Origin of the sequence: Arthrobacter sp. AL12 (assembly GCF_029960645.1) — a bacterium.
GTDB lineage: Bacteria > Actinomycetota > Actinomycetes > Actinomycetales > Micrococcaceae > Arthrobacter.
Genome location: NZ_JASBQY010000018.1, coordinates 57,860 through 81,908, shown reverse-complemented (window position 1 = coordinate 81,908; position 24,049 = coordinate 57,860). Strand labels below are relative to the sequence as shown.

Genomic DNA, 24,049 nt, shown 5'->3' with positions numbered 1-24,049 from the left:
CGACCGGCCCGGACCCCGCACACCAGCCCCACCTGGCGGACACCTCGGCATAGTCACGGGCTCGGCATAGGTCGATCTATGCGGACATCCGCATAGGTCGATGACATAGGACTCTTGCCGGTAGGCACCGACGCGGCCGAGGGCCTCTATCGCCTCGTCGACGCCGCCTACGAAAAGCGCTCCATCGCGGTTTCCTCCAACCTGCATCCGGCCGGCTTTGACGAACTCATGCCCAAAACCCTCGCCCCGGCGACGGTGGACCGGCTGCTGCACCACGCGCACGTCTGCCAGACCTCAGGAGAATCGATTCGCCTCAGCCGGCCCTGGCCGGAAAAGGAGTCACCCCAATGAACTAAACCCACACCCCAACATGGCCAACGCCACCGAAAACCCGGTGGGCAGATCTCGTGGCCATGACCGGGCAGTTTTCATGGCCACCACTTGAATTCCAGCGGGCATTTCTGCTGGCCGCCCGTGGGCACAAACTATTGGCCATTGACACTTGTGCGCAAAACTGCTCCCCAAGAGTCTGAACTGAATTTCTCAGTCCAGACTCCCGGGGAGCAGTTCAATCCCAAGGGGATTTTCAACACCTTCGTGTAATTGGCTCTATCTCGTGAAGTACGCGTCCAAAATATGCCCCTCAGAGATATCGAGTGTGACCATCCCCTTGTTCCCAGTATTCGTTAGAACTCGCGCAGGGCGGTAAGCAGTTGATGTACAGCACGCATTCATTTGGCTCTTCGTCCAGCGGTCAATGGTTGTGTCCCGCCGCTCCAGTTAGTAGCCCTCCGTCGCTTGGCAGTCCATCGGGTTAGGGGCTGAATCAACCTGTCTCTCCCAATTCTTGGACGGGTACGCTCGGCTCAAGCCGGAGGACCCGAGTTGCGCGTACCCCTGCTTTGAGGGGGTTTGGTCGAAGTGCGGCTCTAGCCCACGGGTCCGTTGAGGCTCGTGGGACGGCCCTGCGGGGATCCTCAGACGTCCGCAGTTTGCCTCTCGTTGTGGACGGTGTTGATGGCGGCTAGCTCCTCCACGGAGATGATCGGCTTGCGGACCATGGTGTGGTAAAGAACAGCGCCGAGTAGAGCGATGAAGGCAGCGATGAAGAAAACGATGTTGAACGAGCCGGTCGCATCAACGATGAGGCCCGCGATGAGCGGTGAGACCGTGGCGCCCATGAATCCCCCGAAGTTTTGTACGGACCCGACGGTCGCGACGGTCGCGGGGGCGGTGATCTCAGTGGTCATCGACCAGGCATGGGCGATGACCGCACCGTTGAAGCCCAGAGCGACGGCCATGAATGTTATCGCGATCGGCAGGCCCTCCGCTGGTGAGAAGAGTACGTTGATCGGGATGAGCGCGAGCATGATGGCCTGCAGGGCGAGGGAGGTGACAATCATGACCTTCTTGGCCCGCTTCGTGGTCCAGCCCGGACGGTCGCTGATACGGCCAGAGATCCAGCCGCTAGCGAGGTCACCAATGATCGCTCCGATCCACGGAATGCTCACGATCCAGCCGAGCGAGGCGAACGGGATGCCGAATTGATTGATGATGAACAGCGGAATGAAGATTAGGAAGATCTGGTAGGCGAAGAGGTTGCAGAAGTAGCCGAGCATCATGCCCCACATGCTGGTGCGGGTGAACACTCGTCCCCAGGGGATTTTCACGCCCGTGGCGGCGACGCTCGTGTCGGTGTCTTGCTGGATGTAGTCGAGTTCCTCTTTGGTCAGGGACTTTGCCGACTCGGGGTTCCGGTAACTCAGGAAGAAGAGGATGGCGAAGAGCAGGCCGGCGATGCCGGCGATGACGAATAGGAGGCGCCACCCGAACGCCGTGACGATCCATACTAGGAGTACCGTAAAGAACGCGGGTCCGGCTTTGAGCGCGGAATCCCATCCTGCGTTGGCCAAAGACTGTTCCCGTTTGGGGAACCACTGTGCCACGATCTTGTTCGTCGCCGGCATTGACGGTGCTTCTGCCAGGCCGAGTCCGGCGCGGGCGAGTGCGAACCCCGCGAGGCTATTGAAGAGGCCCATGGCGGCCGTGGCTGCGGACCATGCCACTACTGCCCAACCCAAAAGCAGTCGGGGACCAAACTTGTCGATCAGGTACCCGGACGGGAATTGGCCGAGAGCGTAAAACAGCGCGAAGGCGCTGCCGAGGAGGCCAATTTCTGTGGCGGTGATACCGAGTTCAGCCTGCATGGCGGGCGCTGCGACGGACAGCGCGAGCCGGTCAATGTTGTTGATTAGCGCTAGTAGCATCAGCAGGCTGAGGACTACCCAGCGGACCCGTCCCTTAGGCTTGGGGAGGGGGAGTTTCGGGTTGGTTTTGTTGTTGATAGGCATGAAATGCGTCCTTGCTCTTTCATTCGGGCGGGTAGCGTCCGGTCGCGAACGGGCGCTCGGATCGGACTGCGGCTAGATTCGGCCGAACTTGGCCAGGAGGTCTTCGAAGGTCTTCCCTTCAAGGATGAGCTCGCGCATGGCAGCTTCGTTGTCAGCGATTGTGCGGACACGTTCGTAAACTGAGGCCATGTCGGCCTGCGGGACGACGGCGACACCGATCTCGTCGGCAACGACGAGATCGCCTGGATTGACGAGGATGCCGCCACAGGTGATCGGGACATTGATGTGGAGCGGCTCGCGTCGGCCACTAATGGCGGTATGTGCTTGGCGGGGGCCGGATGCCTTGGCGGTGACCGGGAAATCGAGGAACTTCGCTTCGTCCGTATCGCGGCAAGAACCGTCAATAACTGCCCCGACGACACCGGCGTTCTTTGCCAGGCCTGACATCAGGCCGCCCCAAATCGAGGTCTCGGTCTCGCCAAACGCATCGATTACAATCACGTCGCCAGGCTTGGTGATATTGAATACGTCAAGGCAGTCGACAATGTCTCCGGCGGCCAGCTTGACCGTGACGGCGGTGCCAATGATCTTCCTGTCCGCGCCTTTTGGCTTCATGTCGTGACGCATGGTCCCTGCGCGGTCCAGCGCGTCCGACACGACGCAGGAGAGCGACATTACGTCCGCCAGCGCTGTGAACTTCGCGACGAGGTCGGCGTCGACGGTTGGGCTGGGGTGGGTGATATTAGGCATCGTTTGCTTTCATTCTTGGAGGGTGGAAGAGGAAGGGTGGAGCGGTTTCCGAGATCTGTACTAAGCCACGGCATGGTGACAGCCACAGAATCAGCTACAGCGGAATGTGCATCTGAGGTCCGGTCGGGCCCGCCAAGCTGTTCGTACTGGTGCGGCCTGCGTATCGGGGTGCGGAACCGGTACCCCCCGGGGACACTAAGGCAGTGGCGGGGTAGCGGATAATTCGGGGCAATCTCAGGCTGCTTTCTTGCCTGCGATGAGAGCTGAGTTCCAGGCTTCGATCAGGAGGGTGGCCCGTTTTCGCAGGTCCTGGATAGTGATGCCAGGCTTGTACAGTGACGCGCCGATGCCGAATCCTGTGGCGCCGGCCGCGATCCAGATGTTCATATTGGACACTTCAATCCCGCCAACGGGGATCAGCCCGATTTCTTTGGGGACTACTGTGGCCCAGGCTTTCAGCCCGTTGATACCGACTTGTTCTGAAGGGAATATTTTGATGTCCAGTGCCCCAGCGCTGATGGCCGCGAATGCATCGCTGGGGGTGGCGGTCCCAGGGTAGCTGCGCATTCCCAGCCTTACAGTTTCCGCGATTACTGCGGTATCAGTATTGGGCGAGACGATGATTTGTGCGCCGGCTTCGTGACACTGACGGACTTGGCCGACCGTGAGGACCGTTCCCGCGCCGACCAGGCAGTCCGCAGGAAGCCCTTTCCTCAGGGTGCCTATCGTGGCTAGCGGGTTGGGAGAATTTAGGGGTACTTCCAAGGAGCGGAAGCCGGCCTCGTAAAGGCATTGACCCACTTCCAGGGAATCGGTTGTGGGTAGGCCCCTCAGAATGGCGATCAGGCCAGTGCTTGGTTTGGTGGTTTCTTTGATAGTTGTCATGTTTCGGGCTCTCGACTCGGGGGGCTAGACGAATGTTGGGGAGGCAGGAGAACCGGCATCCGAGAGGAGACTCGCGGAGACGGCAGTCCGCCACATCCCTATTACCGCGGATGTGGTGGTTTCGTGGGTCACGGACAACCCGAATCTTTCCAAGGCCATCCGGTACCTCTGGTTAAGATCTGGCTCACCGCATAGGAGTATTTGGACCGTTATGTCAGCGAGCCAGGATGCTTTGATGTCGGCTATCTCTGAACCGATTAATAGGCCGGAGAGGTAGTCCTCCACCTGATTCGGGCGAAGCCTGCCGGTCATGACCAAGGTGCGAGCTGAAAAAGCGGTCGTCAGAATGCCGCCGTTCCCTGGTGGAGCACCGGCCACGTCAAGTCCCAGTACGAACGCATCCCAGTCAGCTTCCTCTAATCGGGCAGACGGCTGAGCTAATGTGCTCTTGGTCGTGAGCAGCGAGAAGAGTTCACCGGTCATACACGTCGTGAAACTGGTCACGGTGCTTCCCTTGATCCGGACCCATTTGGAATGGGTCCCCGGTAGTAGGACGACACGTTCATGCTCAAGATCGGCAGAACCCGATGCTTGTTCGCCAACAATCGCCCCCAGTACCTGTGTCTCTTCGCCGCGAATAATGTCTGGCAACTTCGAATCGTCCATCAGCCCGGAAATGATGTGGACAGTAGCGCCACGCCTTGTGGGAACGGCCGTCAGCGCGATTCCGTCGCCGGTGAGATCAGCTGGAAGCAGGCGGTATGGTGTCTGAACCCAACCGCGGTTACTGCCGACCATCCCACAAGCGATGACGGGGAGGGCAGGCAGGTCCGTCAGCCAATCCCCGCATAGGGCCTCAAAAACTTCTTCAAAGGCCTCCTCGTAAGCGAGTCCGTCCAGATCCGCAGCCGTGGACACATCCATTACTCCGGAATTCCCACGTCGTTCCGAAAGCACGATTCCATCGTTGCCCAACAGGAAAGCTCGGCAGGAGCTCGTGCCCCAGTCCAAGGCGATCAATCGGGCACCGCTTTGCTTCGTCATTGCTCTTCGCTCCTGCTGATTCGACGAAAGGGGTGATCCCTTCGTGCAATAAGAGTGACCTCTAAATCCCGATTATTTAAATAACGTCCCATATAATGGGACCTAGACTAATTGTCCCCCAGATGGAAAGAGTGTGTTGATCAAGTGGATGACCCATCAAAGGCGGCCGCGACTCGAGTGCAGGCCATTCCTGGAACTCAGACGCTATCGCGCGGGCTAGACGTAGTGAGAGCGGTAGCTAACGGGGCGACGGATCTGAAGTCTGTGTGCTCGGCGACCGGCATCGGCCGAAGCGCTGCCCACCGATTCGTTCAGTTGTTGGAACAATACGGCTACATACGCAGCACGCATGGCGCCGCCTATGTCTTGGGCCCAACGCTCATCGAACTTGGATTCCAGGCGCTCTACCAGAGCCCGGCGTCAGCGGTTGCTCGACCTGTCCTGGAACTATTGTCGAAGAAGTACCTCGACACCATTCACTTGGCAGTCGAGGAAGGGGGGCAAGTTCTCTACGTCGACAAGATCTCCGGATCGCGGGGCGCGGAAATGCGCTCCCGCATCGGCTACCGAATGCCGCTAAGCAAGACTGGCATTGGGAAGGCACTCCTCCTCGACGAACCCCACAGATGGCAAGCGGTCTTCGACCGGGAACACGGGCAGGAGACGCCTCCCGAACGTAGGAAACTCTTTTTGGAACGGATGACCTCATATGCCGCGGAGGGTTCAACACTGGACCTGGAAGAAAACGAACCCGGCATCTGGTGCGTGGCAGCCCCCGTTCGTAATGGGAGCGGTGAGGTGGTCGCGGCCATCAGCATCTCGGCGATCACTCCCTACATGCCGATGGAGCGGATGAAAGCTCTCCAGCCCGTCATGCGACAGGCCGCCCTTGCCATCTCAAAGAAGCTCGGTTTCGCCGAAGCTGCTGGGTTCCTTGCCTGAACGGCGTAATCGGTTGTTGCGTTTGTTCGGCGTCCGCCGTCTGTACTGCGCGGTGGCTTTCTAATTCACTGGGAAACGGCCTATAGAGGTTCTCCGTTTTCAAATGTGATGTGTCGAAGGGACCGCCCGGGGCGAGGGCGTGTTGGGCGAAGCGGCGTCCGATGAGGCTGTGGGCGTCAGCGCGGGGCGCTGTCCGTCGGACATCGGTAGCGCTTCGGCGCCTGCTGGGGCCGTAGAGCTCGAGCCCATCTAGGCGGTGAATGCTGGTCGTCTGGAGCAGAGTGTTTGACTTCGACCACACTCTACAATGCATCATCAATGCAGGAATTTTCGCCAAGACCTAACAACCCTTTTCAGACCGATAGGTACCTCATGACCAACCAGCAGCCCGCCCCTCCCACCGTCCTGATTACCGGAACCTCGTCCGGGATCGGCCTCGCCACCGCCATCGCCGCCGCTGGCGCCGGTTGGACCACCATCGCCACGATGCGGAATCTCACGCGGTCCGACGCACTTAGGTCCGCCGCCATCGAGGCGGGGGTGGAATTGGACATCCGTGAACTGGACGTCACCGACCAGCAGACCATCGACCGCGAGATCGCCTACTGCACGGATCGCTACGGGCGACTCGACGCCGTCGTTAACAACGCCGGCAGCGCCACTGTCGGGACGCTCGAAGTGCTGACCGTGGACGACTTTCGGTCGGCGATGGAGGTCAACTTCTTCGGCGTGGTCGCCCTGACGCGGGCTGCGCTGCCCCACCTGCGAGCCAGCCACGGCAGGATCGTTACCATTAGTTCCGTGGGCGGTGCAGTGGGCCAGCCTTTCAACGAGGCCTACTGTGCCGCCAAATTCGCCGTCGAGGGTTTCCTGGAGAGCCTGCAGCCGGTGGCGAAAACCGTGGGGGTCGGCGTTTACATCATCGAGCCAGGGGCGGTCTCCAGCGAGTTTGTAGCCAACGCCGACATTGACCCGACAGCGATGGCCGCCAGCGCCGGCGCATACGGCCCGGCCCTCTCCGCTTACATTTCCCGGACCACGGCGCAGTTCGCCGGCAACAGCGCACAAACTCCGGACGAGGTGGCGCAGACAGTGCTCGCCAGCCTGCAGGACAACAGTCCCGCATTCCGGATCCAGACGTCGGAAGGGGCCCGCGAGTTTGTCGCTAACAAGCTCAGCGACCTCGACGGGAGCCGGGTGACTTCAATGACCGCCGGATGGGTCGGGTTGTGACCCTGGACGACTCGTCTGAGGTCTCCATCGCCGAGGCCGCGGGGCTGACCGGCGTCCACACACCCTGCGCTACTACGAAGGACAACAGCTCCTGGACATTCCGCCGACGGCGTCCGGACGGCGCCTCTACGGCCCCAGCGAGGACGCGGCCGTCCGGTTCATCGCGCAATTGCGCAAATCGGGAATGCCGATCGGCGTAATCCGGGAGTACGCCGCAATGGGTCCGGAAGGGAACCAGCACCAGTGAGTCCAGCCTCCGGATGCTGGAGGCCCACCGCACCGCCGTGGAGGCCAATCTGGACGAGGACCAGGAATACCTTCGCGGGGTCAGCGCGAAAATCGACGTCTACAGGACACAACTGGTCGACAACGCCGACGGCTGAACATTTGCGACCGGAAAGGCCAGTGGACGGGTTTGATGGTTCTTGGACGTGTCGACAATCATCCGGGACTTGCCGCGTTGGCGCCGCTGATGGGAGCGAACATCAATATGACAACGACTGCCAAATCTGCCGTTCCACAAGCCACCCCGGTCAAGTCCAAATGCGTGGTGTATCGCGGTTGCCGCGTGATCCTTGGTTTGTTTAGGCGCTGAGCGCCAGTTCTGGGGTTGTCGTTGCCTCCTTGGTTGCCGGGGTGCCGACGGTTTGGGCCTGTTGGATGAGCTCGAGGCCGAGGTAGCGGCGGGCTTCGATCCGGTCGTCGTGTTGCTCGGCCAGAACGGCGCCGACGAGTCGGATCGACGAGTTCCGGTCGGGGAAGATCCCGACGACGTCGGTGCGGCGGCGGATCTCCCGGTTCAGGCGTTCCTGCGGGTTGTTGGACCACACCTGCCGCCAGAGGCCCTTCGGGAACGGCGTGAACGCGAGCACGTCGGCGCGGGCGGTTTCGAGGTGGTCCGCGACCCTGGGCAGTTTCTCTTCCAGGGCGTGCAGGACGCGGTCGAACTGGGCGTGCACGGCGTCCGCGTCGGGCTGGTCGTAAACACTGTGCAGCAGGGTCTTCACCCAGGGCCAGGAGGTCTTGGGTGTGAGGGACATCAGATTCGCCGCGTAGTGGGTTCGGCAGCGCTGCCAGGACGCGCCGGGCAGGGTTGCCCCGATCGCCGCTACGAGGCCGGCGTGTGCATCGGAGGTCACCAGTTTCACCCCGGTCAGCCCGCGGGCGGTGAGGTCGCGGAAGAAGCCGAGCCAGCCGGCCCCGTCCTCGAACGAGGTGGCCTGGATCCCCAGGACCTCCCGGTGCCCGTCGGCGTTCACGCCGGTCGCGACAAGGGCGTGGACGTTGGCGACCCGCCCGCCCTCGCGGACCTTCAACACCAGCGCGTCGGCGGCGACGAACGTGTACGGGCCGGCATCCAGGGGCCGGGTGCGGAACGCCTCGACCTGCTCGTCGAGGTCCCGGGCCATGATCGAGACCTGGGACTTGGAGAGCCGGGTGATGCCCAGGGATTCGACGAGTTTCTCCATCCGCCGGGTGGAGACCCCGAGCAGGTAGCAGGTCGCCGCCACCGAGGTCAGGGCGGCCTCGGCCCGGCGGCGGCGCTCCAGCAGCCAGTCCGGGAAATACGTGCCCTGGCGCAGCTTGGGAATGGCGACATCCAGGCTCCCGGCGCGGGTGTCGAAGTCCCGGTGGCGGTAGCCGTTGCGGGAGTTCACCCGCTCGGTGGACGCCTGGCCGTATTCGGCGCCGCAGAGAGCGTCGGCCTCGGCTCCCATCAGGGCTGTGATGAAGGTCTGGAGCATCTGGCGCAGCAGGTCAGGGGACGCCTGCTCGAGCTGCTCCGACAGGAAACGGGTCGGATCGATAGAATAAGGTGCGGTCATCGCGGAGTTCTCCTTCAGGAAAGACATTGGACTGTCATTTCCAAGGATCACGCGGTGACCGCCTTCGCATCTGGCAAACACGCCCATCAGGGCCGGTTACACCACGCTAATGGACGTAACCGGGCCGGAGTGCTGTCGAGTATCTCTCCGACCAGGCTCGGCGGAGGGGGCGACGCCGCCGTGGCGGGCAGTGCTGTGAGAAGTGAGAGAGCAATGGCGATTGGGGCTATAGAGCTGACTTTCCGTAAGAGGCGCATGCAGCGCCTTCCCTGTGGGTAAGGGGCGCTTCGCTGCGCCGGTGCACGTCAATATACGCCGCGCCGCCTTGCGGCGATATGAATCGACGGTCTCAGTTTTAACGGCCATCGAAGCCGGGAGCCTACGGCCTCCGCCGTACACATGAAGCCCATGACTACCCCATTGCGTGACGAAGCACAGAAACCCGCCACCTCCCCCGAACGGCTGCATGAGCTCATCAACCTGCCCCGGGACCGTGGCGACATCGACTCGGATGCCGGATGGTGCCGCGAATATGCTGCCGCTAACCCGTCCGCGTCCCTGGCCACGCTGACCGAGCTCGCCGCCGACCAGGATGACTTCATGTCCCGGCTGAACGCCGCCAAGAACCCCGCCCTGGACGAGCAGACGCGCTGGAGCTGATCGAGGACACGAACGACATGGTCGCCGACGCGGCACGCGAACGCCTGGGTCTGATCCCGAAGCCACACCCGAATGCGGTCGCCCGCGCCGTGCGCATCCCGGTCATTGATCCGAAGACCGGACGGGTGATCCGCCCATAAGCGGGGTTCCGGGAACTCTTCAGATCCGGTCCGGCTGGCTACTGTCTGACTCCACCACCTCTAACGCTGCTGAAACCAATTACCCGTGGCAGTCTGCGGAGGGACTTTGCGAGCCCGGCCTATCCAGTGGACACATTTGAGCGTAAAACGATGTTCATGGGTGCCTTGGCTGCTTGGTGGCGGACGCGATTTTGTCCGCTCGGTGCGGCAACTTTCTCCGTGGCTTTGGTTATCGTTGCGAGCGGTTGCGTGGGGGCTCCGTCGGGAACGGCGCCATCCGGGCCGGCTCCGCCGAGCGCCGCCGCGATGCAGGCAGCGACGGATTCTCTGGAACGCAGGGTCCAGCACTTCATGGAAGGCAGGGCGACGGCCCTTGTTGTGCAGCTGAGATGGCCTGGCGGCGAATGGTCCAAGGCCTACGGGGTGCGAAACCTGGATACCAAGGACCCGACCCAGCCCCAGGACCGGGTATCGGTAGCCAGCATTACCAAGTCGATGGTCGCCGTCTCCGTCCTGAAACTCGTCGAGCAGGGACTCATTGGGCTTGATGACCCGGTGAACGGCGTCCTGGAGAGTTTCCGGACCACGCTGCGGCCGCCCGGACCGATCACCGTCCGCCAGTTGCTGAACCACAACTCCGGCATGCCCGATTACGTGGATTCCGAATACACGGCGGGACCACTGCAACAGGTTGCGAACACGCGGCTCAGCATGCAGCGAGGACTCGAACTGGCCGCCACTCTCCCCTGGGAGTCCAAGAATGTGGACCGCTTTGCTTACTCGAGCTCCAATTACCTGGCTCTTGGCCAGCTGATCGAAAAGCTGCGCGGACGGCCCGTCGCCGACGTGCTCAATCAAGACATCTTTGCACCTCTGGGACTTCAGCACACGTCGCTGGCCGAACCGGACCGCGGGGCTCCGGACAACATCCACGCCTACATCATGGATGGCAGAGAACGGGTCGATGTCACCCAGCCCGAGGTCTGGGTCGGATCCCCCGCAGGCGGCGTCATCTCCACCACGCAGGACATAAACACCTTCTACCGGGCCCTCCTCCGCAGCCAGCTCCTTTCCCCCGCCATGCTGGAGGAAATGAAAAAGAAGACCGGCTTCGCGGAATACGGGCTCGGTCTAATGCGGTTTCCTGACACATGTTCCGGCGACTTCCGCTACGGCCATCCAGGGGGCGGCTTCGGCAACATCAGTATCTCCATCACGAGCGCCGACGGCGGCAGCCAGGTCACGATGGCCATGGCAGTTCCGCCGCTGCCTTGGCAGGACCCTGCAACCGCACGCCGCATCGACCTGCTCGGTACGCAGATGGAACAGGCCGCCCAGGAAACCCTCGACTACCTCTGCCACTGAACAGATTGCAGAGCCGGGCGTGGGTGGAGGTCCTTCCATCATGAACGCGGCAACCCTGGCCAGAGACCGCTCGGCACGCGGACCTATCCCAGCCCAGCAATCCCAGCCCAGGCGCCACTCGCGCCGGTTCCGCCACCGCCCCGGTCATCGTCCTTACGGCAACGCCTGCAGCGCTTGTAGCGCCCGCCGTCCTCGGTGATTTCCAGGTGCCAATCGTGGCGCATGTTCAACTTACACAACGGGGTCCTGAGCATGATGCTCTCCGATCTGAGGCGCGATCCACGCAAACCGCGTACCCTACCCAGCCAACATCATCCTAATACGTCCCCTTGTCGTCGCCAGCAAAACTCCCAATAGCACCGCACCTCGTAAAAAGTGCCGGGCCGCCGCCGGCCTTCACAACGCAGAACTCCTTGCTCGTGATCACCTGGGACGCGCCCGTCGTGAGCGACATGCACAAATTACGCCCGAGCCGCCGCGACTAAACCCTAATGGGCCACTTGCCCTCTGGAGCAGTCCCACCAATCCTGACGCTGCTGCTCCGGTACCTGTTCGGGCATCCCCTGCCGCCGTAACACCGAACTTCCGGCGGCCCCGGCGCCCCACCCCGGGCGCCCGTGAAGAACCGCTGGCCCTATTACTGGTAGGAAGGCCATTGGCAGCCGCAAAGCCTACCAATTCCTATAACCCGCCCTCGAAGCCGGCCCGCCTACTCACTGGCCAGACTCACCGAGCTCATGTTCAGCGCCGGATCAGTTGCCATGTCATGCCGTTCCCCCGCATTCCTGCATGAACAGGTATCAGAGCGGAAATGCTGGACCGGCCGCAAACCTGGGTCGATCCAAAGAACGTCGAGGCCAGCGCCATGACCCCGGTGACCGTGAATACTGCCGGCCACGCGCCGACCTCCTTCGCCAGGGGCTGGGACGCGCCAAAGGCCGCAATATACGTGCCCGTGAGGGCGGCAGCCCGGGCCACGCCGGCGTCGTTTTTCCACACCGCGAAGGCGGCCAAACCACAGGCTGCCAAAATGGCGCCGCCCGCCTGCCTGTTGCCTGTATCGCGGGCGACCTTGTAGCCGAGCAGGAGACCGGCCTTGGCCAAGCCGGTCGAAATGATGCGAGACATTCGATCTCTCCTTCGGCGGAACGAATAAGCGTCAAAAGGTCGCCGGGTGCGCGCCGGGACCATGATCAGGCGGCGTGAACGCCGCCCCGCCGCGGGACTCACGGCACATAGGAAAGCCCCTCAGCGGCGGGAATGGCCTCGTTCCCGGTGAGCTCCGCATACAGATTCCGGACCCGGGCCTTGACGTCGTCCCGGACCAGGCGCATACGTTCCATGCCTTCGATGCCACGCTCGGAGGGCTCGTCCGTATCCCAGACCTCAAGCCGCTTGCCCACGGGGGCTTCGACTTTTGCCTCGTTACCCAGGACGATGACGACGTCGACCGCGTCCAGGACCTCGTCGGTGACGGGTTTGGGGTGTTCCCCGGTGATGTCGATGCCGAGTTCTGCCAGCGAGTCCACGGACTGGGGGTTCAGCGACGTGCCGGGTTTGGTCCCGGCGGAGTGCACCGTGACGGTCCCTTTGGCGAGCTCGTTCATCAGTCCGGCGGCGAGCTGGGACTTCCCGCCGTTCTTGCTGCAGACGAACAGGACGCTGGGCTTTTTCGTGGTCTGGGTCATGCGTTTGATTCTGCCTTGTCTGCGTCTGGGTTGGTGAGCAGCGATGCGGCCAGTGCTTTGACCCGGTCATGGATCTCATCGCGGATGATCCGGACGGCCTCAACAGGCAGCCCGGCCGGGTCTGCCAGTTCCCAGTCCTCGTAGCGTTTGCCAGGGTAGATCGGGCAGGAGTCGCCGCAACCCATCGTGATCACCACATCGGAGGCGCGCACGACGTCGTCGGTGAGCGGCTTGGGATAGTCCTTAGTGAGGTCCAGGCCCATTTCGGACATCGCCGCGACGACGGCGGGGTCCAGCTCGGCAGCCGGCAGGGAGCCGGCGGACCGGACGCGGATCCTGCCCTTGGCCTCGACATTCAGGAGTGCCGCTGCCATCTGGGACCGACCGGCGTTCTGTACGCAGACAAACAGCACCTCCGGTACCACGGAGGCGACGGCGCCTTTGGATTTGGCCAGGGCGCTGAGTCGGTCGTTGGCGAAGTGTTCGGTGGTGGAGGGCAGGTACGTTTTGATCTTCGCGGTCCGTGCCAGGGCGCTGTAGGACTCGAAGACGTAGCGTTCGACCGTCTCCGCGGCAAACACTCCGGCGAACCGGTCGGTAAGGCGCACGCTGATCCGGTGCAGGAGTTCGGTGTTGTCCTGCAGGCCCAGGCTATGTTCGTGGTGTTCAGTCATGTCAGCTCTCCAGTGTGTTCAGTGGACGCAAGCAGGGGGACGATGCTCAGTTTTCGCCGGAGCGGCCGTGGGCCAGGCCGGTGGGGAATCCGACGAGGACCGGTTCGGGTGTTCCGCAGCAGCCGCCGGAGGTTTCAGCAACAAATCCCGCGTTCGCGGGGGCGGGGACGTCCCAGCTGCTCCCGATGTCGGAGGAGCAGACGCCGGTTTCGGGCAGCTCGAGCTGGACGGTGTCGGCTGCTTCCCTGTCGCCGGCCAGGGCGGCGGCGACGGAGCGGACCTGTTCGTAGCCGGTGGCGAGCAGGAAGGTCGGGGCCCGGCCGTAGGACTTCATCCCGACGATGTAGAAGTCCTGCTCCGGGTGGGCCAGCATTTTGGCGCCGTGCGGTTCGACGGTACCGCAGGAGTGGAATTCGGGGTCGATCAGCGGGCCGAGCTCGCGGGGGGCTTCGACGCCGTGGTCGAGTTCCAGGCGTAGTTCCCGGAGCAAGTCCAGGTTCGGGCGGAACCCGGTGGCCGGGACCACGACGTCGGCTTCAAGGGTGCGGCCGTCGGTGGAGGTCAGCGTGACGGCGCCGTCGGCGGCGAGGCCGGCGATCCCGAAGCCGGTGTACAGTTCCACGGCGCCGGAATCCACCAGTGCGCGGAGCCAGCTGCCGAGCTGGCCGCGGGCGGCGAGACCGTCGGAGTCGCCGCCGCCGTAGACTTTGGCCGCCGAGGCGCCGCGGATCGCCCAGACGATCTTCGTTCCGGGGACCTGGGCTGCGAGCTCTGAGAGGTTGAGCAGGGTGTTGGCGGCGGAGTGGCCCGCGCCGATGACGACGGCGGTGCGGCCGGCGAAGGCTTCACGGTCGCGGCCCAGCACGTCCGGCAGGGTCGAGGAGATGTGGTCCGCCGTTGCGGTTTCGCCGAGGGCGGGCAGGCCGGAGGTGCCGAGCGGGTTGCGGGTGGACCAGGTGCCCGAGGCGTCGATGACGGCGGCGGCCAGGTGGTCGCGGACTTCGCCGTCGGCGTGTTCGACCCGGACCACGAACGGGGTGGTGTCGCGGTTCCGCGAGTGGGTTTTGTCCATCCCGAGGCGGGTTACCGCGACGACGCGGGCGCCGGTGTGGAGGCGGGACGAGATCGCCGGCAATGAAGCCAGCGGGGTGAGGTACTGGTCGATCAGCTCGCCGCCGGTGGGCAGCGCGGACGGATCGGGTGCTTCCCAGCCGGTCGCGGCGAGCAGGCGGACGGCGGCGGCGTCGGTGTTGTACTGCCACGGGGAGAACAGCCGGATGTGGCGCCATTGTTCGATGGCCGCCGCCGGGGCCGGGCCGGCCTCGAGGATCAGCGGTTCGATGCCGCGTTCGAGCAGGTGTGCTGCGGCGGCGAGGCCGACGGGTCCGGCTCCTATGACGGCTACGGGAAGGGTGTTATCTACAGCCATGGTGTCCTCTGTTCATCCGGCGGGTGACGGTTCATTGCTGGGGTGCCTGCCGGTCCTCGTGGGACCGGCAGGCATGGTGGTCTTAGGAGTGGGTGGGTTCTTCCACCAGTGCCGTGGCGATGCTGTCCGCGTCCTCTAACGCGGCGAGGTAGCGTTCGGCGTCCAGCGCGGCGGCGCAGCCGGTGCCGGCTGCAGTGATGGCCTGGCGGTAGCGATGGTCCACGGCGTCCCCGCACGCGAAAACCCCGGTCAGGTTGGTGACGGTGGTGGGGGCGTCTACCTTGATATAGCCCTCGGCGTCGAGCTCGACCTGGCCGGTCAGCAGTTCGGTGCGCGGCACGTGGCCGATCGCGACGAAGATTCCGGTGGCGGCCTGTTCCTTGGTTTCTCCGGTGCGGGTGTCGGTCAGGGTGACGCCGGTGACCTTGGCGTCGCCGTGGATCGCGGTGATGGCGGAGTGCCACGCGAAACGGATCTTGGGGTTGTCCTTGGCGCGCTGGGCCATGATCCGGGAGGCGCGGAGTTCGCCCTTGCGGACCACCACGGTCACGGTCTTCCCGAAGCGGGTCAGGAACGTCGATTCCTCCATGGCGGAGTCCCCGCCGCCGACCACGATGATGTCCTGGTCGCGGAAGAAGAATCCGTCGCAGGTCGCGCACCAGGAGAGCCCGTGGCCGCTGAACTTCTTTTCTTCCGGCAGGCCGAGTTCCTTGTAGGCCGAACCCGTGGCGAGGATGACGGCGGGCGCCTCGTGGGTCTCGCCGGCGCCGGTGACCACGCGCTTGAGGTGACCGGTGAGCGCCACTTCGGTGACGTCGTCGAACACCACCCGGGCGCCGAACTTCTCGGCCTGCTGCTGCAGGCCGTCCATCAGCTCCGGGCCCTGGATGCCGCCGGGAAACCCGGGGAAGTTCTCCACCTCGGTGGTGTTCATCAGGGCGCCTCCCGCGGTGACCGCTCCGGCGATGACGAGCGGCTGCAGGCCTGCCCGGGCAGCGTAGATCGCGGCCGTGTAGCCGGCGGGGCCGGATCCGATGATGATGAGCTGTTCGGTCATGGCGGTGCTCCTACTTGGCGGCCGGGGTGAGGGATGCGATGAGGTCCTCGATGCGGGCCTTGATGTCGTCGCGGATCGGCCGGACGGAGTCCACGCCCTGGCCGGCCGGGTCTTCGAGTTCCCAGTCCTCGTAGCGCTTGCCCGGGAAGATCGGGCAGGTGTCGCCGCAGCCCATGGTGATGACGACGTCGGATTCCTTGACGGCCTGGGCGGTGAGGACCTTGGGGATTTCGGCGGACATGTCGATGCCGAGTTCGGCCATGGCCTCGACGGCGGCCGGATTGACCTTGTCGGCGGGCGCGGAACCGGCGGAACGGACCTCGATCCCGCCCTTGGACAGGGTGGTGAGGAAGGCTGCGGCCATCTGGGAGCGCCCGGCGTTATGGACGCAGACGAACAGGACAGAAGGCTTCTTGGCGGTTTCGGTGCTCACGTGGTTTCTCCTGGAAATCAGCTCGGTGTGGCTCGGTTGTGATGGGGTCATGGTTCCCGCACGGACAACACATTGATGTTTGTCGATGCACTCAGTATCGACCAATAAATCGATGCTTGTCAATATTTGCGGGTTGTGGTTTTAGGCCGCGTGAAGACGCGGTACAAGGTCGCTGATGCGGCGGGCGATGTCAGTGAAGGCGCCTTCGAAGGCGTCCTCAGTGTTCAGCCGGAGCGGATCCGGAACGGACCAGTGGATCCCTCCCAGGTTGGGGATTTCCTCGTGGGCGTTGTCGCACACTGTCACGACGAAGTCTTCATCGTGCGCCACCTCATCCAGCCGCCGCGGGGGAAGATCCGCGAGAGCGACGCCGTGGCGGCGGGCGACGTCAATGGTGCCCGGGGCGATGCGGTCCGCGGGGTGCGTGCCTGCGGAGGTCGAGGGGATTTCACTGACCTGGTTCCAGAGTGCGACGGCCAGCTGGGACCGGGCGCTGTTCCGGGTGCAGACGAAGAGGACGCGGCGGGCTCCGTGTTCAGCCCCGGGCACCAGACCTTCCAGAGCGCCGGGAGCAAGTCGGATGTAGCTGCGGCGCTTATCCGCCTCCGAACGGTGGCGGGTCATCAGGCCCGCGCCTTCCAGCGTGCGCAGATGGTGGGAGAGCAGGTTTGACGGCATCCCGAGTTCGGCCTGCAGCTCCGTGGGGGAAAGGTCCCCCACGGTCAACAGGTCCACGATTCGCAGCCGCGCAGGATCCGCGAGGGCCGCGTGCTTGGCGACCCGCGCCCGAAAGACTTCATCCGGGTCAGTATTCATTGATTCAATTTTGGCTGAGTAAATATCTTGGGTCAAGACGTTGGTATGACTTCTCAACAACCGCCGCTGTGGCGCCGTGCCGTCGCCGAACTGCTCGGCACCAGCCTGCTCGTGATGATCGTCGTCGACTCCGGCATCGCCGCCCAGCAGCTCTCCCCCATCGACGTCGGCCTGCAGCTACTCCAGAACAGCACCGCCACGGTACTGGGCCTGACGGTGCTGATCTGGTGCTCGGTCCTGTCAGCGGCGCCCACTTCAACCCCGTGGTTTCCCTCGTCGACTGGGTCCTGGGCCGGCGCAGCGGTACCGGACTGACACTGCAGGAACTTGGCACGTACATCGTTGCGCAGACAGCGGGTGCGATCAGCGGCAGCGTCGTGGCGAACGCCATGTTTGACGTGAGTACCTCCATTTCGGGCAAAGACCGGGCAACCACCGGGCATCTCCTGGGCGAGGTCGTCGCCACCGCAGGTCTCGTTCTGCTGATCTTCGCCCTGGCCACCACCACTCGGGGCGTCCTCGCCGCGCCGGCGGTGGGCGCTTACATCGGCGCCGCGTACTGGTTCACGTCCTCGACGTCGTTCGCGAACCCGGCCGTGACGGTGGGCCGCATCATTAGTGACACGTTCGCGGGCATCGCCCCGGCGTCCGTTCCCGGCTTCGTGGTAGCGCAGCTGGTCGGCGCGGCGGTAGGCGTTGGCCTCCTCCTCGTGTTGTTCCCCTCCGCGGCCAGCACCGCGGACGACGTCGTCCTGGCGCACAGTTCCGAACCGGCCACCTCGTAGCATCGCCTGCAGTTAGAGGGTTCACCATCTGCGCGTCCACCCAAACAAGGCCCGGCGCGGCTTTATATTGATGATTGTCAATGTCGGGGCATAATGGGTATATGAACTCGCTGTCCATCCTCGAACCGGCCACGGATGAAGCCTGCTGCGCCCCGGCGGGAACACCGGCCCTGGGCGCTGAGGAGGCGAAGCAGAAGGCGCTGGTCTTCAAGGCCCTCGCTGATCCGAACCGGCTTCGCCTGCTCTCCATCGTTAAAGGGGCCGACGGCGGCGAATCCTGCGTCTGCGATCTCACCGAGCCACTGGACCTGGGCCAACCCACTGTCTCCCACCACCTGAGGATCCTGGCTGACGCCGGTCTGCTGCATCGCGAGAAGCGCGGCACCTGGGCCTACTACTCCCTCGTCCCCGGCGCCCTGGACCAGACGGCCGCCCTGCTGGCGTCTCTGTGAATCAAAGTCCGGCGCCTGACGTCATCGTCCGGCCGTTGCGGGAACCCGATTGGCCCGAGGTCCAGCGGATCTACGGTGAGGGAATCGCGACGGGTCAGGCCACGTTCGAGGTCGAGGCACCGGATTGGCACCATTTCGACGCTTCGCGGCTTACTTCCCACCGCCTTGTGGCAGAGGGGCCCGACGGCGGGATTCTCGGCTGGGCGGCTGTTTCCGCCGTTTCCGGCCGCCCGGCGTACTCCGGCGTCGTGGAACACTCCATCTACGTTTCCGAGTCGGCCCGCGGCCAGCGGATAGGAACACTCCTGCTCCCGGCGTTGGCCGACTCGACGGAAAGCGGCGGCATCTGGACCATCCAGGCGAGCATTTCCTGAAAACGAGCCGAGCATGAGGCTGCACCTCGCCCACGGCTTCAGGGTGGTGGGACGCCGGGAAAAGATTGCCCGGATGGCCCGCGGCCCGGCCGCCGGCCAATCGAAGGACACCGTCCTGATTGAACGGCGCACGCGGGTCCTTTAGGTCTTGTGCTGCCAGGTAGTCCCTGGGAGCTGACGACGCGACCGCAAAAAAGGAGGGCACTATGAATGCCGAGACCCCCACCACCGACGCCCGGTTGCGGGCGATGCTGGAGAACGTCAGGACGGCAACCGCCAACACACGCCAGGCGATGGACTCACCGGGCGACGAAAACTGGGTGCAGGACGGCGAGTCCGATGCCGAATACCTGCGGTCGATCCAACGGGACACGATCGCCAGGCTGGACGCCACCGCCCGGGACATCGAAGCCCTGCTGGCTCAGCGTCTGGACGGCTAACCGGACGTGGTCACAGCCCCCGCCGCGCAAGCGCCGGCGGAGGCTGGAGCCACGTCAGGCGGGCTGGGAGCTGAGCGCGGTCAGGGCCGACAACTTCTCGTTACCGGTGGGTTCCTCAGGCAGCAACGGAATGAGGGCCACCCGGTCCGTCAGGGTGCGCACCTTCGTGATCTGTTCGATTTCGCTCGCGGCGCGGGCGCGCAGGAACGGCGCCTGCGGGTGCGCGGCGGCGATCGAGTTATTGATGACCCAGGCCCACGGATGGATTCCGGCCCTCTCCAGGCCACCCTTCAACTCTTCGGCTTCCAGTACCGGTGTTGTTTCGGCCAGCGTAACGAGAACCACCTTGGTCTGCGCCGGATCCTGAAGCCGCATCAGCGGCGTCACGAATCCCAGCGTGTCGCCGACCTGGCGGGCAATCTCCCGGTGGTAAGAACCAGTGGCGTCCAGGAGCAGCAGGGTATGGCCGGTCGGTGCCGTGTCGATCACGACAAAGTGCCGGCGGGATTCCTGGACCACCTTGGAGAACTGCCGAAACACGGCCACCTCGTCCGTGCACGGGGACAACAGGTCCTCAGCGAGGGCCGCGCGCCCGTCATCGTCCAGGTTCCGGCCCTTGGTCTCCATCACATGGGTTCTGTACTCCTGAATCGCCGCTTCCGGATCGATGCGGGAGACCGTGAGGCCCGGGATGGAGCCATGGAGTGTTTCGGTGAGGTGCGCTGCCGGATCAGTCGTGGTCAGGTGCACCGCATGCCCGCGTTTGGCCAGGGCAACCGCAATGGCCGCAGCGACGGTGGTCTTCCCGACCCCGCCCTTGCCCATGCACATAACGAGGCCGTGGCCGTCGAGCTCCACTTCGTTCACCAGGGCAGCCAGCGGAGCGTCCTCAACCTCGGGCACCAGCGCGGCGTCAGTGATATCGGCGCCGGAAGTGGCCGAGAACAGGGACTCAAGCGCAGCAATGCCGACCATGTTGCCCGGCTTCAGATCCAGAACATCGCGAGGCAAACCGGCGACCGCCGCGGGAATGGCTGCGATGGCAGCGGCCTCCCGGGCGCACAATGCCTGCGCCAGATCCTCGTCCCCAGCGGCTTCCGGCAGGACGCCGTTGACGACGACGTACCCTCCTCCGATCCCGATCTGGTTGAGTTCGAGATACGTCCGCTCAATTTCGCTCAGTGACGAGGTCTGCGCGCGGCTGACCAGGACAAGCCGGGTCCTCGCCGGGTCCGTGAGAGCCTGGACTGCTTTGGCATACACCTGCTTGTGCTTCTCCAGCCCGGACAGGGGGCCCAGGCAAGAGGGGTCTCCCTTGCCGGCGGCCAGGAAATCGGTCCACGAACCGGGCAGCTGCAGGAGCCGGATGGTGTGGCCTGTAGGGGCGGTATCGAAGACGATGTGGTCATACTCGCCGTAGGAGCTGTCATCGGCGAGCAGGTTGGTGAACTCATCGAAGGAAGCGATCTCGGTGGTGCAGGAACCTGAGAGACTCTCGGCGATGCCGATCAGCTCCGTCTCGGGCAGGAGGCCCCGGACGGGCGCAATGATCCGCTCCCGGTACGCCTCGGCGGCCTGCTCCGGGTCAATTTCCAGGGCCGATAAGCCCGGCACATCCTGAAGGGGTGTGACGGTGTTCCCGATGGTCATGCCGAAGACCTGCCCGACATTGGATGCGGGGTCGGTGCTGACCAGCAGGACTTTCTTGCCGGACTTGGCGAGGGTGAGTGCTGTTGCGCACGCTACGGAGGTCTTGCCCACACCGCCCTTGCCGGTGAAGAACAGGAACCGGGGTGCGTTCTCGAGAAACTTCACGCGGGGACCTAGCTGCAACTCGTTGAGCCGCCGCAGCAGCCGCCGGACTTTTCACCCAGGCCAAGTTCCGGGCGGGACTGCGGTTCAAACGTGGCTTCGTCCAGTCCGGCGAAAGTCAGCAGCTGCCCCCTGCTGGGGTAGGTGCCGGCGGCGACCGTAATGCCGTCGACGATAGTGAGGGGAAGGCCCTTGGACCCGACCAGGTGCATGAATCCACGGACTGTTTCGTCCTCCGCGAAGGCGGTCGGTTCGCTGGCGAGGTTGTGGCGGGCAATGTCGGCACCGAGGCCCTGGAGGTGTCGCATGTCCGCGGTCACATCCACCAGGGACTGGTCCACGTCAGGGCCGCAGACCCCGGTGTCACAGCAGAGGGCGGATTCGTAGATTCGGATAGCAGGCATGTGGTTCTCCTTGGCTTTCGTGGTGGTTCGATTCGATACCGAAACACGGAGTGCCATTCATTCAGGCGGTCGTCCCGGCGGGGACGTCGTCAGCGTGATTGGGGCTCTCCTCAGTATATCGACAATTGTCGATACAAAAAAGGGATGGAGGAGGTGACGTTGACAACGATGGATACATTTCGAGGAAGGGTCGGTTCGCTACCGGGGCGACACGCGTGTCCTGCACTTCGTCATAAGCAGGCTGAGAGACGCCTCCGTCGCCCGGCGTCAGACTGGTTTCTCGGACGACGCGGAAAAGCAGGACACCATTGAGAACGTCACAGCCCGGATAATCGCCCGGCATCCCGACGCTCCCCGTACCCTGGTCGCCAGAGTCGTGACGGAAGAGTATGACCAACTGGCTTCCAGCCGCATCCGTACCTATAATCCCGACTCTGATCGAACACGGGGCCCGGAACAGAATCGGCAGGGAGTTCGCCGCCCGGCCGGTGCCCGGGGCCGCTGGCCCGGTCCATTCACTCCGCATCTGAGGGATAGCCGCGGCCGGCGGCGCAGCATGTTCCGGCACTGGGCCGTTGCCGCATGGTTCTGTGGTCAAAGCCCCTCCGGATGCCGGTGGCGGCAGGAGGCTGCTGGGGGCCGGCATCACTGCGAACCCAGTGCCTGCCGCACTTCGCCGGTTCGCATTCTCTCTGGCCATGGACATCTTCACCGGCCAGTGGTTCAGCGCCCTCTGCAATAGCTACCTGATCTACGCGATGCTCCGCGACTGGATCAGATTCAAGGACAACGATGAATGGTGGACCGGCCGCGCAACGAAGGTGAAGAATAGGCTCCGGTCCCTTATCGCCGGCCCCTCCCCCGTGGCTGCCGGCGCCGGGGCCTGACCTTCTGAACCCATAGTTCGGTGGCGAATTTTCACCCCCCGGGGACGTTTAGGGCAGTCCTGGTAGTACCTTTGTGGCAGGCCCGAAATTCACACCAGCACCACCAATCACAAGGAGACGACGTTGTCACGTAGCAAGAACATTACGGTGGCCGTTATGGCTACGGCCCTTGCCCTGGGTCTGGGCCTGGGTGCTACAACGATGGCTTCAGCCACCTCAACTCCAACCCCCGTGCCAGGCGCCAGCACAGAGGCAGCCCACGCACCGAAAGCCAAGGCGGGCAACGGCAAAGCTGAGCAGCTTGCCGCGGCCCTTGCCGCCAAGCTCGGAGTCGATAAGGCCAAGATGAGTGAGGCAATGAAGACTTTCCGGGACGCCAGCAAGGCGGACCGCACAGCCAAGGAGGCTGCGCTGGCCAAGTCGCTGGCGTCCTCCCTCGGCATCGACGAAACGAAGGTCAGTGCCGCCATCGCCGAGTTGCGCTCCGCGAACAAGAAGACCAAACACTTGACGGCGCTGAAGACCCGATTGGACAAGGCAGTTGCGTCCGGGACATTGACCCAGGCCGAGGCGGACGCAGTGACCAAGGCGATTGAAAAAGGCGTGATTGGTGGCGGCGCCAAGAAGTAGCCACCCAGACGTCTGAACAGAAAGCTCCCGGGACCGCACCCCGGGAGCTTTTTGTTGCCGGGAAGGGCAACGCCCGTCTCCGTACACATGGGGTCCATGAGCGACTCCCGGCAGATCATCCTCGACCGAAGCGCCGCTGCCCCTCCCGGCCCGGCCTGGCCCGGCTCTCGCTGAAGTCATGCACGATCACGGACCGGACGGCCAATCCTGGCTGGTCTGCGATGTCGATAGCACCCGCTGGGGCCCTATTTCGTCGATGATTTTCTCCACCTTCTGCAGCCGTCCAGCGGCGGCACGTCGGTGAACGAGGCCTCCAGGAACGGGCCGTGCCTTCGTCCCCGTCCAAGTTCAGGGCGTTGTTGCAAGCCCGGACTGCTGCCGGGCGGCAGCCTATGTGAGCCCAAGTGGGATGGCTTCCGCTGCGGGGTCCTGATCGAGGAATCCGGGATCATCAGTTGCCATGTCATGCCGTCACCGACGCATTCCTCCATGAACAGGTATCAGAGCGGAACATCCGGACAGGCGGCAACCCCTGGGTCAATCCAAAGAATAATCAGCAAATCATGTTGTACGCGGCCCCAGCCACCATGAAGTGGTGAACGCGAAAACCCAACGGAAGGACGAACAAGGATGGACACCCAGAAGCGACCCCACGAGGACGCACCAGTTCCGCCGTAGCCAGCCGCTCCCCCACATAACCGAATAGGCCGTTTCCGGGACCCCACACACCCGGAACATCAGATCAGAGGCGAGAGTGTGCACAATGTGCACACAAAAAGACTCCAAAAAAGGCCCCTGACATGCGGAAAAACTGTGCCCGAGGTGGGACTCGAACCGGGTTCCAGCCCTTGAATTTCCGCCACTCCCCCGACAACCTCGCCAATCCGGCCCAGTCCGCCACCAATACAACCCAATCCGAAGCCCAGGGTGTGCACATTGTGCACACCCTCTTTCTTGCCCACTTTGGCGCAC

Annotated in this window: 27 protein-coding genes and 2 pseudogenes; 15 read left to right on the top strand and 14 right to left on the bottom strand. The window is 63.7% G+C overall.

From position 1 onward, the window contains the following. Window positions 1-114: 114 nt before the first annotated feature. Complete coding sequence (locus QK291_RS16490) at window positions 115-351, top strand: ATP-binding protein (protein ID WP_282383779.1); 237 nt, start codon at window positions 115-117, stop codon at window positions 349-351. A gap of 626 nt (window positions 352-977) precedes the next feature. Here the strand turns inward: QK291_RS16490 and QK291_RS16485 are convergent. The 4 genes from QK291_RS16485 to QK291_RS16470 all read right to left on the bottom strand — a co-directional run bounded on the left by QK291_RS16485 (window position 978) and on the right by QK291_RS16470 (window position 5,030). Further along, window positions 978-2,351, bottom strand: a complete 1,374-nt coding sequence (locus QK291_RS16485) for an MFS transporter (RefSeq protein ID WP_282383778.1) — start codon at window positions 2,349-2,351, stop codon at window positions 978-980. Between the two features lie 72 nt (window positions 2,352-2,423). After that, window positions 2,424-3,101: an RraA family protein gene (locus tag QK291_RS16480; RefSeq protein ID WP_282383777.1), complete on the bottom strand. Its 678-nt coding sequence runs from the start codon at window positions 3,099-3,101 to the stop codon at window positions 2,424-2,426. A 234-nt stretch (window positions 3,102-3,335) separates the two neighbouring features. After that, window positions 3,336-3,986 carry a 2-dehydro-3-deoxy-6-phosphogalactonate aldolase gene (locus QK291_RS16475; protein ID WP_282383776.1) on the bottom strand — a complete coding sequence of 217 codons (651 nt, stop codon included), beginning with the start codon at window positions 3,984-3,986 and terminating at the stop codon, window positions 3,336-3,338. Between the two features lie 24 nt (window positions 3,987-4,010). Further along, window positions 4,011-5,030: a 2-dehydro-3-deoxygalactonokinase gene (locus QK291_RS16470; protein ID WP_282383775.1), complete on the bottom strand. Its 1,020-nt coding sequence runs from the start codon at window positions 5,028-5,030 to the stop codon at window positions 4,011-4,013. Window positions 5,031-5,174: 144 nt separating this feature from the next. Between QK291_RS16470 and QK291_RS16465 the strand changes: the two are divergent. The 4 genes and pseudogenes from QK291_RS16465 to QK291_RS16450 all read left to right on the top strand — a co-directional run. After that, window positions 5,175-5,363: pseudogene (locus QK291_RS16465) on the top strand (helix-turn-helix domain-containing protein); the annotation flags it as partial. Window positions 5,364-5,480: 117 nt separating this feature from the next. After that, complete coding sequence (locus tag QK291_RS16460) at window positions 5,481-5,972, top strand: IclR family transcriptional regulator C-terminal domain-containing protein (RefSeq protein ID WP_282383785.1); 492 nt, start codon at window positions 5,481-5,483, stop codon at window positions 5,970-5,972. Window positions 5,973-6,344: 372 nt separating this feature from the next. Continuing rightward, on the top strand, window positions 6,345-7,205 hold the full coding sequence (locus QK291_RS16455; protein WP_282383774.1) for an SDR family NAD(P)-dependent oxidoreductase: 861 nt from the start codon (window positions 6,345-6,347) through the stop codon (window positions 7,203-7,205). Between the two features lie 260 nt (window positions 7,206-7,465). After that, the gene (locus tag QK291_RS16450; RefSeq protein ID WP_282383773.1) at window positions 7,466-7,588 is read left to right on the top strand and encodes a hypothetical protein; all 123 of its coding nucleotides are present in this window, start codon (window positions 7,466-7,468) and stop codon (window positions 7,586-7,588) included. Between the two features lie 201 nt (window positions 7,589-7,789). Here the strand turns inward: QK291_RS16450 and QK291_RS16445 are convergent, their stop codons facing one another. Beyond that, a complete protein-coding gene (locus QK291_RS16445; RefSeq protein WP_282383771.1) occupies window positions 7,790-9,031 on the bottom strand; it encodes an IS256 family transposase in 1,242 nt (413 codons plus the stop codon). Between the two features lie 408 nt (window positions 9,032-9,439). Between QK291_RS16445 and QK291_RS16440 the strand changes: the two genes are divergently transcribed. The 3 genes from QK291_RS16440 to QK291_RS16430 all read left to right on the top strand — a co-directional run bounded on the left by QK291_RS16440 (window position 9,440) and on the right by QK291_RS16430 (window position 11,196). After that, entirely contained in the window at window positions 9,440-9,691 is a 252-nt protein-coding gene (locus QK291_RS16440) for a hypothetical protein (protein ID WP_282383770.1), read from the top strand. 17 nt (window positions 9,692-9,708) lie between these two features. Beyond that, complete coding sequence (locus QK291_RS16435) at window positions 9,709-9,831, top strand: hypothetical protein (protein WP_282383769.1); 123 nt, start codon at window positions 9,709-9,711, stop codon at window positions 9,829-9,831. A 150-nt stretch (window positions 9,832-9,981) separates the two neighbouring features. Next, window positions 9,982-11,196 carry a serine hydrolase domain-containing protein gene (locus QK291_RS16430; RefSeq protein WP_348994593.1) on the top strand — a complete coding sequence of 405 codons (1,215 nt, stop codon included), beginning with the start codon at window positions 9,982-9,984 and terminating at the stop codon, window positions 11,194-11,196. 741 nt (window positions 11,197-11,937) lie between these two features. Here the strand turns inward: QK291_RS16430 and QK291_RS16425 are convergent. The 7 genes from QK291_RS16425 to QK291_RS16395 all read right to left on the bottom strand — a co-directional run bounded on the left by QK291_RS16425 (window position 11,938) and on the right by QK291_RS16395 (window position 17,293). Then, a complete protein-coding gene (locus tag QK291_RS16425) occupies window positions 11,938-12,324 on the bottom strand; it encodes a hypothetical protein (protein ID WP_348994592.1) in 387 nt (128 codons plus the stop codon). A gap of 98 nt (window positions 12,325-12,422) precedes the next feature. After that, window positions 12,423-12,884 (bottom strand): low molecular weight phosphatase family protein, encoded by a 462-nt coding sequence (locus QK291_RS16420; RefSeq protein WP_282383767.1) that lies wholly within the window; start codon window positions 12,882-12,884, stop codon window positions 12,423-12,425. After that, window positions 12,881-13,558, bottom strand: a complete 678-nt coding sequence (locus tag QK291_RS16415) for an arsenate reductase ArsC (RefSeq protein ID WP_282383766.1) — start codon at window positions 13,556-13,558, stop codon at window positions 12,881-12,883. Before QK291_RS16415 ends, QK291_RS16420 begins: the two co-directional genes overlap by 4 nt. 46 nt (window positions 13,559-13,604) lie before the next feature. Then, a complete protein-coding gene (locus tag QK291_RS16410; protein WP_282383764.1) occupies window positions 13,605-14,987 on the bottom strand; it encodes an FAD-dependent oxidoreductase in 1,383 nt (460 codons plus the stop codon). An 82-nt stretch (window positions 14,988-15,069) separates the two neighbouring features. After that, window positions 15,070-16,044: a thioredoxin-disulfide reductase gene (gene trxB, locus QK291_RS16405; RefSeq protein WP_282383762.1), complete on the bottom strand. Its 975-nt coding sequence runs from the start codon at window positions 16,042-16,044 to the stop codon at window positions 15,070-15,072. Window positions 16,045-16,054: 10 nt separating this feature from the next. After that, window positions 16,055-16,477: an arsenate reductase ArsC gene (locus QK291_RS16400; protein WP_282383760.1), complete on the bottom strand. Its 423-nt coding sequence runs from the start codon at window positions 16,475-16,477 to the stop codon at window positions 16,055-16,057. Window positions 16,478-16,618: 141 nt separating this feature from the next. Further along, window positions 16,619-17,293, bottom strand: coding sequence for a metalloregulator ArsR/SmtB family transcription factor (locus QK291_RS16395; protein ID WP_282383758.1), 675 nt, complete (start codon window positions 17,291-17,293; stop codon window positions 16,619-16,621). A 45-nt stretch (window positions 17,294-17,338) separates the two neighbouring features. On the opposite strand from QK291_RS16395, the pseudogene QK291_RS16390 reads away from it, so the two are divergent. The 5 genes and pseudogenes from QK291_RS16390 to QK291_RS16375 all read left to right on the top strand — a co-directional run bounded on the left by QK291_RS16390 (window position 17,339) and on the right by QK291_RS16375 (window position 19,344). Continuing rightward, window positions 17,339-18,078 (top strand): annotated as a pseudogene (locus QK291_RS16390) (aquaporin). A 101-nt stretch (window positions 18,079-18,179) separates the two neighbouring features. Then, window positions 18,180-18,530: a metalloregulator ArsR/SmtB family transcription factor gene (locus tag QK291_RS16385; RefSeq protein ID WP_282383756.1), complete on the top strand. Its 351-nt coding sequence runs from the start codon at window positions 18,180-18,182 to the stop codon at window positions 18,528-18,530. 35 nt (window positions 18,531-18,565) lie between these two features. Next, complete coding sequence (locus QK291_RS16380; RefSeq protein ID WP_348994591.1) at window positions 18,566-18,904, top strand: N-acetyltransferase family protein; 339 nt, start codon at window positions 18,566-18,568, stop codon at window positions 18,902-18,904. A 13-nt stretch (window positions 18,905-18,917) separates the two neighbouring features. Next, complete coding sequence (locus QK291_RS19080) at window positions 18,918-19,049, top strand: hypothetical protein (RefSeq protein WP_348994590.1); 132 nt, start codon at window positions 18,918-18,920, stop codon at window positions 19,047-19,049. 61 nt (window positions 19,050-19,110) lie between these two features. Then, entirely contained in the window at window positions 19,111-19,344 is a 234-nt protein-coding gene (locus tag QK291_RS16375; protein ID WP_282383755.1) for a hypothetical protein, read from the top strand. Between the two features lie 54 nt (window positions 19,345-19,398). Here QK291_RS16375 and arsA read toward each other — a convergent pair whose 3' ends face one another. Next, the gene (arsA, locus tag QK291_RS16370) at window positions 19,399-21,159 is read right to left on the bottom strand and encodes an arsenical pump-driving ATPase (protein WP_282383753.1); all 1,761 of its coding nucleotides are present in this window, start codon (window positions 21,157-21,159) and stop codon (window positions 19,399-19,401) included. 8 nt (window positions 21,160-21,167) lie between these two features. Beyond that, complete coding sequence (gene arsD / locus QK291_RS16365; RefSeq protein ID WP_282383752.1) at window positions 21,168-21,560, bottom strand: arsenite efflux transporter metallochaperone ArsD; 393 nt, start codon at window positions 21,558-21,560, stop codon at window positions 21,168-21,170. Between the two features lie 698 nt (window positions 21,561-22,258). Between arsD and QK291_RS16360 the strand changes: the two genes are divergently transcribed. Beyond that, window positions 22,259-22,447, top strand: a complete 189-nt coding sequence (locus QK291_RS16360) for a hypothetical protein (protein WP_282383750.1) — start codon at window positions 22,259-22,261, stop codon at window positions 22,445-22,447. Between the two features lie 156 nt (window positions 22,448-22,603). Beyond that, complete coding sequence (locus QK291_RS16355; protein ID WP_348994589.1) at window positions 22,604-23,077, top strand: hypothetical protein; 474 nt, start codon at window positions 22,604-22,606, stop codon at window positions 23,075-23,077. Window positions 23,078-24,049: the final 972 nt, after the last annotated feature.

What these genes read in the sequence shown, in the direction of transcription:
- QK291_RS16485 (WP_282383778.1), bottom strand. Translation starts at nt 2,351, where the DNA reads ATGCCTATCAACAACAAAACCAACCCGAAACTCCCCCTCCCCAAGCCT.
- QK291_RS16480 (WP_282383777.1), bottom strand. Translation starts at nt 3,101, where the DNA reads ATGCCTAATATCACCCACCCCAGCCCAACCGTCGACGCCGACCTCGTC.
- QK291_RS16475 (WP_282383776.1), bottom strand. Translation starts at nt 3,986, where the DNA reads ATGACAACTATCAAAGAAACCACCAAACCAAGCACTGGCCTGATCGCC.
- QK291_RS16470 (WP_282383775.1), bottom strand. Translation starts at nt 5,030, where the DNA reads ATGACGAAGCAAAGCGGTGCCCGATTGATCGCCTTGGACTGGGGCACG.
- QK291_RS16455 (WP_282383774.1), top strand. Translation starts at nt 6,345, where the DNA reads ATGACCAACCAGCAGCCCGCCCCTCCCACCGTCCTGATTACCGGAACC.
- QK291_RS16450 (WP_282383773.1), top strand. Translation starts at nt 7,466, where the DNA reads ATGCTGGAGGCCCACCGCACCGCCGTGGAGGCCAATCTGGACGAGGAC.
- QK291_RS16445 (WP_282383771.1), bottom strand. Translation starts at nt 9,031, where the DNA reads ATGACCGCACCTTATTCTATCGATCCGACCCGTTTCCTGTCGGAGCAG.
- QK291_RS16440 (WP_282383770.1), top strand. Translation starts at nt 9,440, where the DNA reads ATGACTACCCCATTGCGTGACGAAGCACAGAAACCCGCCACCTCCCCC.
- QK291_RS16435 (WP_282383769.1), top strand. Translation starts at nt 9,709, where the DNA reads ATGGTCGCCGACGCGGCACGCGAACGCCTGGGTCTGATCCCGAAGCCA.
- QK291_RS16430 (WP_348994593.1), top strand. Translation starts at nt 9,982, where the DNA reads ATGTTCATGGGTGCCTTGGCTGCTTGGTGGCGGACGCGATTTTGTCCG.
- QK291_RS16425 (WP_348994592.1), bottom strand. Translation starts at nt 12,324, where the DNA reads ATGTCTCGCATCATTTCGACCGGCTTGGCCAAGGCCGGTCTCCTGCTC.
- QK291_RS16420 (WP_282383767.1), bottom strand. Translation starts at nt 12,884, where the DNA reads ATGACCCAGACCACGAAAAAGCCCAGCGTCCTGTTCGTCTGCAGCAAG.
- QK291_RS16415 (WP_282383766.1), bottom strand. Translation starts at nt 13,558, where the DNA reads ATGACTGAACACCACGAACATAGCCTGGGCCTGCAGGACAACACCGAA.
- QK291_RS16410 (WP_282383764.1), bottom strand. Translation starts at nt 14,987, where the DNA reads ATGGCTGTAGATAACACCCTTCCCGTAGCCGTCATAGGAGCCGGACCC.
- trxB (WP_282383762.1), bottom strand. Translation starts at nt 16,044, where the DNA reads ATGACCGAACAGCTCATCATCATCGGATCCGGCCCCGCCGGCTACACG.
- QK291_RS16395 (WP_282383758.1), bottom strand. Translation starts at nt 17,293, where the DNA reads ATGAATACTGACCCGGATGAAGTCTTTCGGGCGCGGGTCGCCAAGCAC.
- QK291_RS16385 (WP_282383756.1), top strand. Translation starts at nt 18,180, where the DNA reads ATGAACTCGCTGTCCATCCTCGAACCGGCCACGGATGAAGCCTGCTGC.
- QK291_RS19080 (WP_348994590.1), top strand. Translation starts at nt 18,918, where the DNA reads ATGAGGCTGCACCTCGCCCACGGCTTCAGGGTGGTGGGACGCCGGGAA.
- QK291_RS16375 (WP_282383755.1), top strand. Translation starts at nt 19,111, where the DNA reads ATGAATGCCGAGACCCCCACCACCGACGCCCGGTTGCGGGCGATGCTG.
- arsD (WP_282383752.1), bottom strand. Translation starts at nt 21,560, where the DNA reads ATGCCTGCTATCCGAATCTACGAATCCGCCCTCTGCTGTGACACCGGG.
- QK291_RS16360 (WP_282383750.1), top strand. Translation starts at nt 22,259, where the DNA reads ATGGACATCTTCACCGGCCAGTGGTTCAGCGCCCTCTGCAATAGCTAC.
- QK291_RS16355 (WP_348994589.1), top strand. Translation starts at nt 22,604, where the DNA reads ATGGCTACGGCCCTTGCCCTGGGTCTGGGCCTGGGTGCTACAACGATG.